16 protein-coding genes are annotated in these 13658 nt (G+C 59.7%); 3 read left to right on the forward strand and 13 right to left on the reverse strand.

The genetic code is table 11. From position 1 onward, the window contains the following. Positions 1-26: 26 nt before the first annotated feature. The 9 genes from ACQ4MY_RS09120 to ubiE all read right to left on the reverse strand — a co-directional run bounded on the left by ACQ4MY_RS09120 (position 27) and on the right by ubiE (position 6145). Positions 27-734 (reverse strand): 16S rRNA (uracil(1498)-N(3))-methyltransferase, encoded by a 708-nt coding sequence (locus ACQ4MY_RS09120; RefSeq protein ID WP_008080621.1) that lies wholly within the window; start codon positions 732-734, stop codon positions 27-29. Next, a complete protein-coding gene (tatC, locus tag ACQ4MY_RS09125) occupies positions 731-1522 on the reverse strand; it encodes a twin-arginine translocase subunit TatC (RefSeq protein ID WP_008080622.1) in 792 nt (263 codons plus the stop codon). Before tatC ends, ACQ4MY_RS09120 begins: the two co-directional genes overlap by 4 nt. Further along, positions 1519-1986 (reverse strand): Sec-independent protein translocase protein TatB, encoded by a 468-nt coding sequence (gene tatB, locus ACQ4MY_RS09130; RefSeq protein WP_440094843.1) that lies wholly within the window; start codon positions 1984-1986, stop codon positions 1519-1521. Before tatB ends, tatC begins: the two co-directional genes overlap by 4 nt. Positions 1987-1996: 10 nt before the next feature. After that, entirely contained in the window at positions 1997-2278 is a 282-nt protein-coding gene (locus tag ACQ4MY_RS09135; RefSeq protein ID WP_003220847.1) for a twin-arginine translocase TatA/TatE family subunit, read from the reverse strand. A gap of 25 nt (positions 2279-2303) precedes the next feature. Continuing rightward, a complete protein-coding gene (locus ACQ4MY_RS09140) occupies positions 2304-2636 on the reverse strand; it encodes a phosphoribosyl-ATP diphosphatase (protein WP_003220849.1) in 333 nt (110 codons plus the stop codon). After that, the gene (hisI, locus tag ACQ4MY_RS09145; protein WP_007909357.1) at positions 2629-3030 is read right to left on the reverse strand and encodes a phosphoribosyl-AMP cyclohydrolase; all 402 of its coding nucleotides are present in this window, start codon (positions 3028-3030) and stop codon (positions 2629-2631) included. Before hisI ends, ACQ4MY_RS09140 begins: the two co-directional genes overlap by 8 nt. A gap of 120 nt (positions 3031-3150) precedes the next feature. Then, entirely contained in the window at positions 3151-4755 is a 1605-nt protein-coding gene (gene ubiB, locus ACQ4MY_RS09150; RefSeq protein WP_008080624.1) for a ubiquinone biosynthesis regulatory protein kinase UbiB, read from the reverse strand. Beyond that, positions 4752-5375 (reverse strand): ubiquinone biosynthesis accessory factor UbiJ, encoded by a 624-nt coding sequence (locus ACQ4MY_RS09155; protein ID WP_007909360.1) that lies wholly within the window; start codon positions 5373-5375, stop codon positions 4752-4754. Before ACQ4MY_RS09155 ends, ubiB begins: the two co-directional genes overlap by 4 nt. Then, complete coding sequence (gene ubiE / locus ACQ4MY_RS09160) at positions 5375-6145, reverse strand: bifunctional demethylmenaquinone methyltransferase/2-methoxy-6-polyprenyl-1,4-benzoquinol methylase UbiE (protein ID WP_008080626.1); 771 nt, start codon at positions 6143-6145, stop codon at positions 5375-5377. Before ubiE ends, ACQ4MY_RS09155 begins: the two co-directional genes overlap by 1 nt. Positions 6146-6311: 166 nt before the next feature. Here ubiE and ACQ4MY_RS09165 point away from each other — a divergent pair, with 166 nt between their 5' ends. The 3 genes from ACQ4MY_RS09165 (at position 6312) to ACQ4MY_RS09175 (ending at position 8149) form a co-directional block, all read left to right on the forward strand. Continuing rightward, positions 6312-6587 carry a polyhydroxyalkanoic acid system family protein gene (locus ACQ4MY_RS09165; protein WP_077570393.1) on the forward strand — a complete coding sequence of 92 codons (276 nt, stop codon included), beginning with the start codon at positions 6312-6314 and terminating at the stop codon, positions 6585-6587. A gap of 205 nt (positions 6588-6792) precedes the next feature. Further along, positions 6793-7215 carry a phasin family protein gene (locus ACQ4MY_RS09170; protein WP_008080629.1) on the forward strand — a complete coding sequence of 141 codons (423 nt, stop codon included), beginning with the start codon at positions 6793-6795 and terminating at the stop codon, positions 7213-7215. Positions 7216-7225: 10 nt separating this feature from the next. After that, on the forward strand, positions 7226-8149 hold the full coding sequence (locus ACQ4MY_RS09175; protein ID WP_414895021.1) for a phasin family protein: 924 nt from the start codon (positions 7226-7228) through the stop codon (positions 8147-8149). 146 nt (positions 8150-8295) lie between these two features. Here the strand turns inward: ACQ4MY_RS09175 and ACQ4MY_RS09180 are convergent, their stop codons facing one another. The 4 genes from ACQ4MY_RS09180 to phaC (ACQ4MY_RS09195) form a co-directional block, all read right to left on the reverse strand. Continuing rightward, complete coding sequence (locus ACQ4MY_RS09180) at positions 8296-8916, reverse strand: TetR/AcrR family transcriptional regulator (protein ID WP_008080633.1); 621 nt, start codon at positions 8914-8916, stop codon at positions 8296-8298. A gap of 30 nt (positions 8917-8946) precedes the next feature. Further along, entirely contained in the window at positions 8947-10629 is a 1683-nt protein-coding gene (phaC, locus tag ACQ4MY_RS09185) for a class II poly(R)-hydroxyalkanoic acid synthase (RefSeq protein WP_440094844.1), read from the reverse strand. A gap of 139 nt (positions 10630-10768) precedes the next feature. Next, positions 10769-11623 carry a poly(3-hydroxyalkanoate) depolymerase gene (gene phaZ / locus ACQ4MY_RS09190; RefSeq protein ID WP_008080635.1) on the reverse strand — a complete coding sequence of 285 codons (855 nt, stop codon included), beginning with the start codon at positions 11621-11623 and terminating at the stop codon, positions 10769-10771. Between the two features lie 140 nt (positions 11624-11763). Beyond that, positions 11764-13443 (reverse strand): class II poly(R)-hydroxyalkanoic acid synthase, encoded by a 1680-nt coding sequence (gene phaC, locus ACQ4MY_RS09195; protein WP_008080636.1) that lies wholly within the window; start codon positions 13441-13443, stop codon positions 11764-11766. Between the last annotated feature and the right edge of the window lie 215 nt (positions 13444-13658).

Raw genomic sequence — 13658 nt, forward strand, 5'->3', positions numbered from 1 at the left:
AGCTCCTACCGGGGATTGGGCGACGCTTAAAAGAGGCGGGCGAGGAGGGCGGTGACGGCGGTTTCGACGCGCAGGATGCGCTCGCCGAGTTGCACCGGTTGCAGGCCGGACTTGCCCAGCAGGTCGATCTCGTAGGGAATCCAGCCGCCTTCGGGGCCGATGGCCAGGGTGACCGGTTCGCTGAGGGCGCGCGGGCACGGCGGATAGTTACCGGGGTGGCCGACCAGACCGAGAGTGCCTTCGGTAATCGCCGGCAGTCGGTCTTCAACGAAAGGCTTGAAGCGCTTTTCGATGATGATTTCCGGCAACACGGTATCGCGGGCCTGTTCGAGGCCGAGGATCAAGTTTTCGCGAATCGCCTCAGGCTCAAGAAACGGTGTCTGCCAGAAGCTTTTTTCGACCCGATAGCTGTTGACCAGAATCACCTTCGACACGCCCATGGTCGCCACGGTCTGAAACACCCGGCGGAGCATTTTCGGACGCGGCAGCGCCAGCACGAGAGTCAACGGCAGTTTGGCCGGTGGCGGCTGATCGAGGGTCACGCGCAGTTCGGCTTCACCCGCTTCCAGGCGCAGCAACTCGGCCGAACCCATCAGCCCGTTGATGCGCCCGACGCGCAGGCTGTCACCGACTTCCGAGCGGTGAACTTCCTGCATATGGGTCAGGCGACGATCACGCAGCACCACGCGGTCGGCCGCAATGAAATCGGCCTCTTCGAGCAACAGCAGGTTCATGCCTGGGTCGCTGGCGGCTGGTCGTTGTGGTCGTCGGCCGGGGTTTCTTCCGGGCGTTCGCGCTTGCTGATCAAACCACCGAACAGAATGCCGATTTCAAACAGCATCCACATCGGCACGGCCAGCAGCGTCTGCGAGAAGATGTCCGGCGGCGTCAGGATCATGCCAACCACGAAGCAGCCGATGATCACGTACGGGCGGATCTTCTTCAGGTATTTGACGTCGACCACGCCGATCCACACCAGCAGCACCACGGCCACCGGGATCTCGAACGCTACGCCGAAGGCGAAGAACAGCGTCATGACGAAATCGAGGTAGCTGGCGATGTCGGTCATCATTTCCACGCCGGCCGGGGTGGCAGCGGCGAAGAATTTGAAGATCAGCGGGAACACGAAGTAATAGGCGAACGCCATGCCGGTGTAGAACAGCAGGATGCTCGACACCAGCAGCGGCACCGCGATGCGTTTTTCATGCTTGTACAGGCCTGGCGCGATGAAGCCCCAGATCTGATGCAGGATCACCGGGATCGCAAGGAACAGCGAGACCATCATCGTCAGCTTCAGTGGCGTCAGGAACGGCGACGACACATCCGTGGCAATCATCGTCGCGCCGACCGGCAGGTACTGGCGCAGCGGCGTCGAGACGAAGGTGTAGATCTGCTGGGTGAAGGCGAACAACCCGGCGAAGATAATGAAGATCGCCGCCACACAACGCAGCAGGCGGGTGCGCAACTCGGTGAGGTGCGAAACCAGCGGCATGTGCTGGTCGTTTTCGGGGAGATCGCTCATGGGGCTCGCGGCGGCAGAGTGGAGTCTTGAGGCGCTGGGGTGATCGGCGCGGCGTTTGGCGCAACGTGTTCAACAGACTGTTCCGCGACAACGACTGGCGCCGGTTCTGTCGGTGCTACAACGGCAGCAGGTGCAGGTGTCGGAGCAGGCACAACAGGTGCAGTCGGCGCATGAATCGTCTGCTGACCTACATGCTCAACCGGCGTCGGCTCTTGCTGAACCGGGCTGAAAATCTTCCGCGCTTCCTGCTCCAGCGACAGAATGTGCTCGTTGTGCAGTTGCCGACGAATCTCGTCGGCACCGATTTCACGTTCAACTTCCTGTTTGATCGCGTTGAAGCTGCGCTTCAGTCGTCCGACCCACAGGCCAGCGGTGCGCGCAGCGCCCGGCAGACGCTCGGGGCCCAGCACCAGCAGGGCAACGAGGCCGACGAGCAGCAGTTCAGAGAAGCTGATACCAAACATTAGTCAGTGCTCACACGTCTTTGCGGATCGGCTCTTCGACTTTCTGCGCCTGCACATCGATGGTGTGCGGCGGGTTGGCCTGAGCGGTGGCTTGCGGCTGCACCGGTGGCACTGGCTGCGCAGGCGTCACGGTTGGATCAGCGGCGGGTTTTTCATCGTCGTTCATGGCTTTGCGGAAGCCTTTGATCGACTCGCCAACGTCAGTGCCGAGGTTTTTCAGTTTCTTGGTGCCGAACACCAACACCACGACTACCAGAATGACGATCCAGTGTTTCCAGTCAAAAATGCCCATGTTGCTGTTCCTCTCTAAAAATTGTTCAGGCGGACGGACGCGAGGCTTTCTCGACGTGTCCGGACAGGCCGAAGCGGCGATCCAGTTCATCGAGCACAGCCTGCGGATGCTGCCCCAGTTGGGCGAGCATGACCATGCTGTGGAACCACAGGTCGGCGGTCTCGTAAATCACGTCGCTGCAGTCGCCGCTGATGGCGGCATCCTTGGCGGCAATAATGGTTTCGACCGACTCTTCGCCGACTTTCTCCAGAATCTTGTTCAAACCCTTGTGATACAGACTAGCTACATAGGAGCTGTCGGCGGCTGCGCCTTTGCGCTCTTCAAGTACCTGAGCGAGGCGGGTCAGGGTGTCACTCATGTTTGTGTCCTGCAGAATAGATAGCGTGCGGGTCTTTCAGGACCGGGTCGACTGTCTTCCAGTCGCCGTTTTCGAAGACACGGTAAAAGCAGCTTTGACGGCCGGTATGGCAAGCGATGTCGCCGATCTGTTCAACCATCAGGATGATCACGTCGGCGTCACAGTCCAGACGCATCTCATGCAAGGTCTGCACATGGCCGGACTCTTCGCCCTTGCGCCACAGCTTGCCACGCGAACGTGACCAGTAGATTGCACGGTTTTCCGCAGCGGTCAGTTCGAGCGCTTCGCGGTTCATCCAGGCCATCATCAGCACGCGTCCGGTCTTGTGATCCTGGGCAATCGCCGGCACCAGGCCATCAGCGTCCCACTTGATCTCGTCCAGCCAGTTTTTCATCTTCAATTCCCGAAACGCAGCTACAAGCTTTGAGCTTCAAGCTGCAAGTAAAAGCAGATTGCGGTGTTCCAGTATCGTCAGGCTTGCAGCTCGCAGCTTATAACTTGCAGCTGATTCGTGCTATCGGCGAACGACCAGATACAAGCCCACGGCCACCATGATTCCGGCTGGCCAATGCCCCAATTCGTTTAGCGGGCCACCGATGGCGAGGATCACCCCGCCGGCCAGATGCGCGCAACCGAGCAGGCGCAGGAACCAGTCGTCCTTGCGTTTGTGCCATGGCGGCGGCGGGTCGTAGGCATGCGGCTGGGACATGCGTTCGAGCAGATCGCGGGCCATGTTGGCCAGGTGCGGCAACTGTTCAAACTGGCTCTGCACGTTGCCGAGCAAGGCTTTCGGGCTGACGCGCTCGCGCATCCAGCGCTCCAGAAACGGCTGCGCGGTGTTCCACAGATCCAGATCCGGATACAGCTGACGGCCAAGACCTTCGATGTTCAGCAGGGTCTTTTGCAGCAGCACCAGTTGCGGCTGCACTTCCATGTTGAAGCGGCGTGCGGTCTGGAACAGGCGCATCAGCACCTGGCCAAATGAAATATCTTTTAACGGTTTTTCGAAGATCGGTTCGCACACCGTACGGATTGCCGCTTCGAATTCGTTGAGTTTGGTTTCTGCCGGCACCCAGCCCGAATCGATGTGCAACTGCGCCACGCGACGGTAGTCACGCTTGAAGAAGGCGAACAGGTTGCGCGCCAGATAATCCTGGTCTTCCGGGGTCAGGCTGCCGACGATGCCGCAGTCGATCGCGATGTATTGCGGGCTCCACGGGTTGACGGTGCTGACGAAAATGTTGCCCGGGTGCATGTCGGCGTGGAAAAAACTGTCGCGGAACACTTGGGTGAAGAAGATCTCCACGCCACGCTCGGCGAGCATTTTCATGTCGGTGCGCTGATCGGCGAGGGTCGCCAGATCGGTGACCTGAATGCCGTAGATGCGCTCCATCACCAGCACTTTCGGCCGGCACCAGTCCCAATAGACTTGCGGCACGTACAGCAGCGGCGAACCTTCGAAGTTGCGCTTCAACTGGCTGGCGTTGGCCGCCTCGCGCAGCAGATCGAGTTCGTCGTAGATGGTTTTTTCGTAGTCCTGCACCACGTCGACCGGGTGCAGCAGACGCGCGTCGGCAGACAGTTTTTCAGCCGCGCGGGCAAGGATGAACAGCCACGCCAGATCCTGCGCGATGATCGGTTTCAGGCCCGGGCGGATCACCTTGACCACCACTTCTTCGCCAGTTTTCAGCTGCGCGGCATGCACCTGCGCCACCGAGGCCGAGGCCAGCGGTTCGACGTCGAAGCGGCTGAACACGTCGCTGATCTTCTTGCCCAGCTGTTCTTCGATCAACTTGATCGACAGCTGTGAATCGAACGGCGGCACGCGATCCTGCAAGCGCATCAGCTCATCGGCGATGTCTTCCGGCAGCAAATCGCGGCGGGTCGAGAGAATCTGCCCGAACTTGATGAAAATCGGCCCGAGATCCTGCAACGCCAGACGCAAACGCGCGCCCCGGCTCAGATCCAGCGGCTTGCGCGGGAACCAGCGCCATGGCAGCACATAGCGCAGCGCCAGGAGGAACCAGGGCAGCGGCAGATCGAACAGCAGGTCATCGAGGCGGTAGCGGATCACGACGCGCTGGATGCGCAACAGACGGCGGACGGCAAGCAGCTTCATGCGTTATCGCTTGGGTCGAGGGATCGGGAAAGGCGCTCGAAACGCGCCTCGAGACGTTCCAGATCAAGTTTGATCCGGTCCAGTTCGCTGAACCGTGCTTCGGCTTCGCGCTGCCCGACGAGGGTGCGCGATTCTTCGGCGAGGTATTCGGCGAGATTCTGGTTGAGGCTGGCAAATCCTTGTTGATACCAGCGTGCGCGACTGCGCAGATGGCCACCGACCAGTTGCGTGGCGACCGGGCCGAGCCAGCGCGAGAGTTCGTACTCCCAGTCCAGCTCAAGATCCTGCAGCACGCCGGCCAGCTCCAGCAGCACGCCGCTGTCGCCATCGAGCTCGACTTCCGGGGCGTGCAGCACCGCGGTCTTGTCTTTGCTCACGGCCAGTTTGATCAGGCTCGAAGCCGGCGCACGCAGGGTGCAGTCGACACCGGTTTCCCAGTGCGAGGCCAGCATCAGACCTTCGTCGCTCGGCAGGATGAACAGTTGCAGCGCCGGGCTGCGGCAGTCGACGGCAATTACCTTGCCGGTCAAATGCGCCAGCCGCGGCAGCGCCGTGCTGTCGAGACGCAGCACCCGGTTAAGGCCGAGTTCAACGCTGGCGAGCAGCCCGGTGAGCAACATCAGGGCTTGATGCCGCGGTGCAGGGCGACGATGCCTGCGGTCATGTTGTGATAGGTCACGCGGTCGAAACCGGCGTCGACCATCATCGACTTCAGGGTTTCCTGATTCGGGTGCATGCGGATCGATTCGGCCAGATAGCGATAGCTTTCCGAGTCATTGGTGATCAGCTTGCCCATCAGCGGCATGAAGGCGAACGAGTAGGCGTCGTAGGCTTTCGACATCAATGCGTTGGTCGGCTTGGAGAATTCCAGCACCAGCAAACGACCGCCGGGCTTGAGCACGCGCAGCATCGAGCGCAGGGCGTCTTCTTTATGCGTCACGTTGCGCAGGCCGAAGGCGATGGTCACGCAGTCGAAATGGTTGTCCGGGAACGGCAGTTTTTCCGCGTCCGCCTGAACGAATTCGACGTTGCCGGCGACACCCAGGTCGAGCAGGCGGTCACGACCGACCTTGAGCATCGATTCGTTGATGTCAGCCAGGACCACCTGACCGGTCGGGCCGACCAGGTGCGAGAATTTTTTGGTCAGATCGCCAGTACCGCCGGCGATGTCCAGCACGCGGTTACCGCTGCGCACGCCCGACAGTTCGATCGCGAAACGCTTCCACAAACGGTGCATGCCGCCCGACAGAAGGTCGTTCATCAGGTCGTACTTGGCGGCTACCGAGTGGAAAACCTCAGCGACTTTTTCCGCTTTCTGGCTTTCCGGAACGTTTTTGAAGCCGAAGTGAGTGGTGGGTTCGGCATCGCTGCCTTTGCGCTGATCAGTCATATCGCTGTCACCAAAAGAGAATGCGCGACATTCTAATCCCCAAGCCATGCTTTGTCTTGGAATGGCTAAAGGTAAGATGGGCAACCTTCGGGACGATTTGCCGCAGCGGCGGTCAAGATTTACCGACATATCTTTTTCGCCCCATTCAAAAAGCAGGAGTCAATCAATGGCCAAAATCACTGTTGAACGTGCCCACAACCTGGGCAAGGAAGCCGCCCGCGAGAAGGCCGACAAGCTGGCGCAAAAACTCTCCGAGCAATATGGCCTGGAGCCGCAATGGTCGGGCGACACCCTGAACCTCAAACGTTCGGGCGTGAAAGGCGCGGTGCATGTGGCGGACGATTCGATCAAGGTCGACGTTGAACTGGGCATCATGATGTCGGCCATGAGCGGCATGATCAAAGCCGAAATCGAAAAAGCCCTCGACAAAGCGTTGGTCTGAACATCAAAAGATCGCAGCCTTCGGCAGCTCCTACAGAGGTACACATTCCCCTGTAGGAGCTGCCGAAGGCTGCGATCTTTTCATTCAGGCACCACCGATTCATGTCAGTTGTTAGGGTGCCGTTTCTAATTTTTCTGCCTACTTTGTGCCTGAGCCCGACACTTGTCCGGGCAGTTCCTCAAACCTTCTGCGCGTGAGGTGCACCATGGCCAAAGTTATTTTGAAGAAAAAAATCGACGCTTCGACAACTGCTCTGAGCGACGTCAAATCCTATGCCCGCAAGATCTGGCTGGCAGGCCTGGGTGCCTACGCCAAGGTCGGCCAAGAGGGCAGCGACTACTTTCAAGAGCTGATCAAAGCTGGTCAAACTGTTGAAAAGAAAGGCAAAAAAGCCGTCACCGAAAAGCTCGAAGCGGCCAACGCCGAGATCGATGAAGCCAAGGGTGAAGTGAGTTCTTTCAAAGGTCGCGTCGAAGTTCAACTCGACAAGGTCGAGAAGGCGTTCGACTCCCGTGTCGCAAGCGCCTTGAATCGTATCGGCATTCCGTCTAAACATGACGTTGAGACACTCTCTGCTAAGCTCGATGAGCTGACGGCATTGCTCGAACGCGTCGCGCGTAAATCTTAAGGAGAACGGGATGGCTGGTAAAAAGAACACCGATAAAGAAGGCAGCTCGTGGATCGGGAAAGTCGAAGACTACTCCCGCAAAATCTGGCTGGCTGGTTTAGGCGTGTACTCGAAGATCGACACTGACGGCAGCAAGCTCTTCGATACATTGGTCAAAGACGGCGAGAAAGCCGAGAAGCTCACCAAGTCTGCAGTCGGCAAAAAAGTCGATGCCGCCAAGGATTCCGCTTCGTCGGCCAAGTCGCGCATCAGCGGCGTGAAAGATCGCGCACTGGGCAAGTGGGACGAGCTGGAAGGGGCTTTCGACAAGCGCCTGAACAGCGCGATTTCGCGCCTCGGTGTACCGAGCCGCAATGAAGTCAAAGCGCTCAACAGCAAGGTCGACACACTGACCAAACAGATCGAAAAACTGACCGGTCTGAAAGCTCAGCCTGTGGCGGCGAAAACCGCAGCAGCAAAACCGGCAGCCAAAACCGCAGCGGCCAAACCAGCGGCAAAATCCGCTGCCAAGCCTCTGGCCAAAGCGGCGGCTAAACCCGCAGCAAAAGCAGCGGCCAAGCCTGCTGCGAAAACGGCCGCCGCCAAGCCAGCAGCAAAAGCCGCAGCCAAACCGGTTGCCGCCAAAGCCGCTGCCAAACCGGCCGCTAAACCTGCAGCTAAAACTGCAGCGAAACCAGCGGCCAAGCCAGCAGCGAAAACCGCTGCCGCCAAACCGGCTGCCAAGCCTGCGGCCAAACCGGCTGCGGCGAAGAAGCCTGCTGTGAAAAAACCAGCTGCTGCGAAAGCCGCCGCGCCGAAGCCAGCAGCACCTGCTGCAGCCAAGCCGGCCACCCCGGCAGCTCCGGTGAGCGCGTCGAACTCCGCCGCCGCACCGACTCCAGTCGCAACCCCGACTGTTGCATCGACGCCGTCGACGCCAACCAGTCAGTCCTGATTCATCAGGGCAAAATAAAGCGCCCGGCCTGTGAAGGTCGGGCGTTTTTGTTTGAAGATCAAAAGATCGCAGCCTTCGGCAGCTCCTACAGAGGTACACATTCCCCCTGTAGGAGCTGCCGAAGGCTGCGATCTTTTGATTCCGGGTTACTCGTGGTCTTCGAGGTATTGCAGGGCCATACGTTCGGTGGCGACTTTTACCGGCGGCAGCAGGTGCGGTGCCACCAACATCATGATCTGGTACACGACCAAACGAACCTCACCTTCACGGTCCAGAATCCGCTGATAATCCAGCGAAAACAGCAGCGTCATGGTGATCTGCTCGACCAGTTGCCCCAACGCCTGGGTATCGCTGACCAACTGCCCCGCCGCCTTCAACCGCGCCAGCAACGACGCCAGCGTGCGCTTCAGTGCATTGAGCAGATGACGAATGCCCTTGGCCAGTTTCGGCAGCCGCCCGGCCAGGTTCGACAGGTCCTGAAACAGAAAGCGGTACTGCGCCAGCCGCTCGACGATCAAATGCAAAAACAGCCAGTAATCCTCCGGCGCCAACTCCACGTCGGACGGCGGATCCAGCAGCGGCGCCAGTTCATTCTGGAAGCGTTCGAACAACCCGAGAATCAACGGTTCCTTGCCATGAAAGTGGTAGTAGAGGTTGCCGGGGCTGATGCCCATTTCGTTGGCAACTTCCATGGTGGAGACGTTCGGCTCACCCTTTTCGTTGAACAATTGCAAAGCACATTCGAGAATCCGGTCGCGGGTTTTCATCCAGTCTTCTTAGAAAAGTTCGGTTAAGCGTCAGCGCACGCGCACGTAGGTACCGGGCGCTGCCTCCATCGGTGGATAGTTCGGGTTGCCGAGGGTGAATGAAGTTTCGTGCTGGGCGCCGGATCGCTGTTGAATCCATTCCAGCCACTGTGGCCACCAGCTGCCGTCGACGTGTTTGGCGTCGTAGTACCAGGCGCGCGGGTCGCTGCTCATCTTGCCGTTCTCGACATACGCGGCTTTCGGGTTGCTCGGCGGGTTGAGAATGCTCTGCACATGGCCGCTGTTGGACAGCACGAAACGTCGCTCGCCACCGAGCAGCAAGGTCGAGCGATACACCGCGTCCCACGGGGTAATGTGGTCGTTCATGCCGGCGACGCTGAAGCTGTCGACGGTAACTTTCTGCAGGTCAATCGGCGTGCCGCACACTTCCAGCCCGCCCGGATGGGTCAGCGGGTTGTGCTTGAAGAAGTCCAGCAAGTCGCCGTGAAACGCGGCGGGCAGGCGGGTGTTGTCGTTGTTCCAGTAGAGGATGTCGAAGGCCGGCGGCTCTTTGCCCAACAGGTAGTTGTTGACGAAGTAGCTCCAGATCAAATCGTTGGGGCGCATCCACGCGAAGACCTTGGCCATGTCACGACCGTCGAGCACGCCTTTTTGATACGAGCGGCGCTTGGCCGCTTCGAGGGTTTGCTCATCGGCGAACAGCGTGGCCGAGGTTTCGATTTCACTGTCGAGCAGGCTGACCAGATAGGTCGCGCTGGAGACCCGCCGCAGTTGCCGTTTGGCCTGCAGATGCCCTTGCAGGGCGGCGATGGTCAGCCCACCGGCGCAAGCGCCCATCAGATTGACCTCGCGGGCGCCAGTGATCGCCCGGCAGATGTTCATCGCCTCTTCCACCGCCTCGACATACGTCGACAGGCCCCATTCGCGATGGCGTACATCCGGGTTGCGCCAACTGATCATGAACGTCTGCAAGCCGTTTTTCAGCGCGTACTGGACGAAGCTGTTGTGCGGGCTGAGGTCGAAAATGTAGTACTTGTTGATTTGCGGCGGCACCACTAGCAGCGGCTTGGCGTACTGTTTTTCGCTCATCGGCTTGTACTGGATCAGCTCCAGCATCTCGTTGCGAAACACCACCGAGCCGGTAGTAGTCGCCACGGTTTTACCGACTTCAAAAGCCTGCTTGGTTACTTGCCGGGGCAAGCCATCGTTGTGCAGCAAGTCATCGAACAAATGGCTGAGGCCGCGCACCAGGCTGTGGCCGCCGGAGTTGAACAGCTCTTTGATTGCCAGCGGATTGAGCAACGTATTGGACGGCGCCACGGCGTCATTGAGCAGGGTGAAGGCGAAGTGCGCGCGGGCGCGGTCTTGCGGGTTCATGTCGCTGTCGTCGATCCAGCTTTTGACCTGCTTCTGCCAGGCCAGATACGCCTGCAAGCTGCGCCGGTAAAACGGATTGAGGCTCCATGCCGGATCGGCAAAACGGCTGTCGTTCGGATTGGTCGGGTGCAGGGTGTCGCCGAGCAAGACGCGGCCCAGTTGGCCGCCGAGTTTCAAGGCGTGCTTCGCGCTGTGAATCGGGTTGCGCAGGCCATGGGCGGCGACGCTGCGCAAGGTCGAGATCAGGTCCCGGCCGCGCAGGCCGGTGATCGCACTTTGTGCATTGATGAACACGGCGGGGCTGGGCACTACGCCCGTCGCTGGTTTTTCGCGCATGACTCAACACTCCTTCGTCTTCAGGTCAAAAACACATTCACCGAACCAGAACACCATAGACGCTGTTACGGGTTACTGCCTGCGCGGCGTCCTGCCGCGCACTCTTTGCTTAAGCCGTGCATAAAGCCTGCCGCCGGGGTCAACCGCCGAGCGGTGTCGGATGCGGGTGCATCACCGCGCGCTGCCGTTCCTCCTGGAGGAATTTCATGATGATCGGCGCCACGGCTTCGGCGCGGGTGATCAGGAACAGATGGCCGTCATCGATGATGTGCAACTGCGCGTTGGGAATGCGCCAGGCGAGCATGCGCATGTTGATCAGCGGGATAAGCGGATCGTCGTCACCGGCCAGCACCAGCGTCGGCTGATGGATCTTGTGCAGCCAGTGAATGCTCGTCCAGCCCAAGCCTGCGAACAGCTGCCAGTAATAACCGAGCTTGCCGGCCGAACGCACTTTCGCCGCGTGGCTGGCCGCCAGCGTCGGGTCGCGGCGGAACGAGCCGCCGTAGATCAGCGGCGCGATCCGAATCACGTGCGAAGGCTGAATGTAGCGCCGCGGGCTGGCCATCATCCACAGCACTTTCGGTTTGCCCGGCACCATCACCGCACCGGCCGCAGTCGCCGCCAGCACCAGTTTCTTGCAGCGTTCGGGGTAGTCGTAGGCGAATTGCTGCGCCAGCGCACCACCCCACGACACGCCGATGACGTTGACCTGGCCGTAGTCGAGGTAATCGAGCATCCGCGCGGTCAGCTTGGCCAGGCCGGGAAAGCGGTACGGCCGATTAGGCGTGGAAGAGCCGCCGACACCGGGGACGTCGAAGGCGATCACTTCCAGATCCGGATCCAGCGCCGCGACAAACGGAAACACCAGCTCCAGGTTGGCACCGATGCCGTTGAAAATCAGCAAGGGCGTCAAGTGAGGCTTGCCGGGGCGCACCGCCGTGCGGATGGTTTGACCATCCAGATCGACGGTACGGAATATGAACGGTTGCGGCATGCGTCAGGCCCTGTGGATTTAAATTCACCACCCCCATGTAGGAGCTGCCGAAGGCTGCGATCTTTTGATCTTGTTGTTTAAAAATCAAAAGTCAAAAGATCGCAGCCTTCGGCAGCTCCTACAGGGAGGGGTGGTGTCAGTTACCGCTCGTGTACGTAAGTGCCCGGCGAAGCTTCTCCGGCCGGGTGTGCCTTGTTGCCCAGTTTCAACGGGGCCTTTTTCAGGTTGCCCGAGCGTTCGGCCTGCCACGCCTGCCAGTGCAGCCACCAGGAATCGGTGTGCTTGGTCGAGTTTTCCTGCCAGTCATCGGCATTCGCGGCCATCTCTTCGCCGGTCATGTAACGCGATTTCGGGTTGCCCGGCGGATTGAGGATGCTCTGGATGTGCCCGCTGCTCGACAGCACGAACTCCACCTTGCCACCGAACAATTGCGCCGACTTGTAGCAGGACTTCCACGGCGTGATGTGGTCGTTGGTGCCAGCCAGCGAGAAGATGTCGGCGGTGACCTGCTTGAGGTCGATCGGTGTGCCGCACACTTCCAGTGCATTCGGGCGGATCAGTGGGTTGTTTTTGAACATCTCGATCAGGTCACCGTGGAACGCCGCTGGCAACCTTGTGGTGTCGTTGTTCCAGAACAGGATGTCGAACACCGGCGGCTCGTTGCCGAGCAGGTAGTTGTTGACCCAGTAGTTCCAGATCAGATCGTTGGGGCGCATCCACGCGAAGACCTTGGCCATGTCTTTGCCTTCGAGCACACCGGCCTGGTACGAGTGACGTTTGGCGGTCTCCAGGGTCTGCTCGTCGACAAACAGGGCGACGTCGCTGTCCAGCGTCGTGTCGAGCACACTCACCAGCAGCGTGAGGGCATTGACCTTCTTCTCGCCGATCGCCGCGTAGTGGCCAAGCAGGGCGGTGCAGGTAATGCCACCGGAGCAGGCGCCGAGCATGTTGATGTCTTTGCTGCCGGTGATCGCGGTGACCACGTCGACCGCTTCTTTCAGCGCATCGATATACGTCGACAGGCCCCACTCGCGCTGCGCCTTGGTCGGGTTGCGCCAGCTGACGATGAACGTCTGCACGTTATTACGCAGGCAGAAGCGCGCCAGACTCTTGTCCGGGCTCAAATCGAATACGTAGAACTTGTTGATCTGCGGCGGCACCACCAGCAAAGGGCGCTCGTGGACTTGCTCGGTGATCGGCCTGTACTGGATCAGCTCCAGCACGTCGTTGCGAAACACCACCGCGCCTTCGGTCACGCCGAGGCTCTTGCCGACCTCGAACGCGCCCATGTTGACCTGGCTCGGCATGCCGCCGTTGTGGACCAGATCCTTGGCCAGATGCGAGAGGCCGTCGAGCAGGCTCTTGCCGCCGGTTTCGAAGAAGCGTTTGACCGCAGCCGGGTTGGCGGCGGTGTTGGTCGGGGCCATGGCTTCAGTCATCAGGTTGATGACGAAGTGACCGCGCGCGATGTCTTTGGGGGAGAGGCTGCTGTCATCAATCCAGGAGTGGAGTTCCTTGCGCCACGCCAGGTAGGTTTGCAGATAACGTTTGTAGAGCGGGTTCTGGCTCCACGCAGGATCAGCGAAGCGACGGTCATCGCCAGCCGGTTGCAGTTCGGATTTGCCGAACAGCACGTTCTTCAGTTCGAGGCCGAAATGGGTGACGTGCTTAACGCTATGGATCGGTTGTTTGATGGCCTGTTTCAGCACCATGCGAGCAGAGGCCAGCAGATCCTTTCCGCGCAGCCCAACGACGGGATTAAGCCCCAAGGTGTTTTCCGAGGCTTGGTACTTCAGGTCATCGTTATTCTTGTTACTCATCTACGACGCTCCATTGTCCTGAGACGAGTACCCGGTTTTCTGCTGTGCAGTTCCACAGCCAATGCCAGGTACTACTGCTCGGGTGACCGTTAATTCTGCATAGCTGCTTTACAGTCGTAGAGCACTGCAGGGAACTTGCCAGCTCCATTGGTTACCCGAGTTTAATTTTTTTCGCAAGCGGGCCGATCCTCGGCCACACAGCGGAGCATTCAAAC

Source organism: Pseudomonas sp. SM4, from assembly GCF_051913165.1.
Classification (GTDB): Bacteria; Pseudomonadota; Gammaproteobacteria; order Pseudomonadales; family Pseudomonadaceae; genus Aquipseudomonas.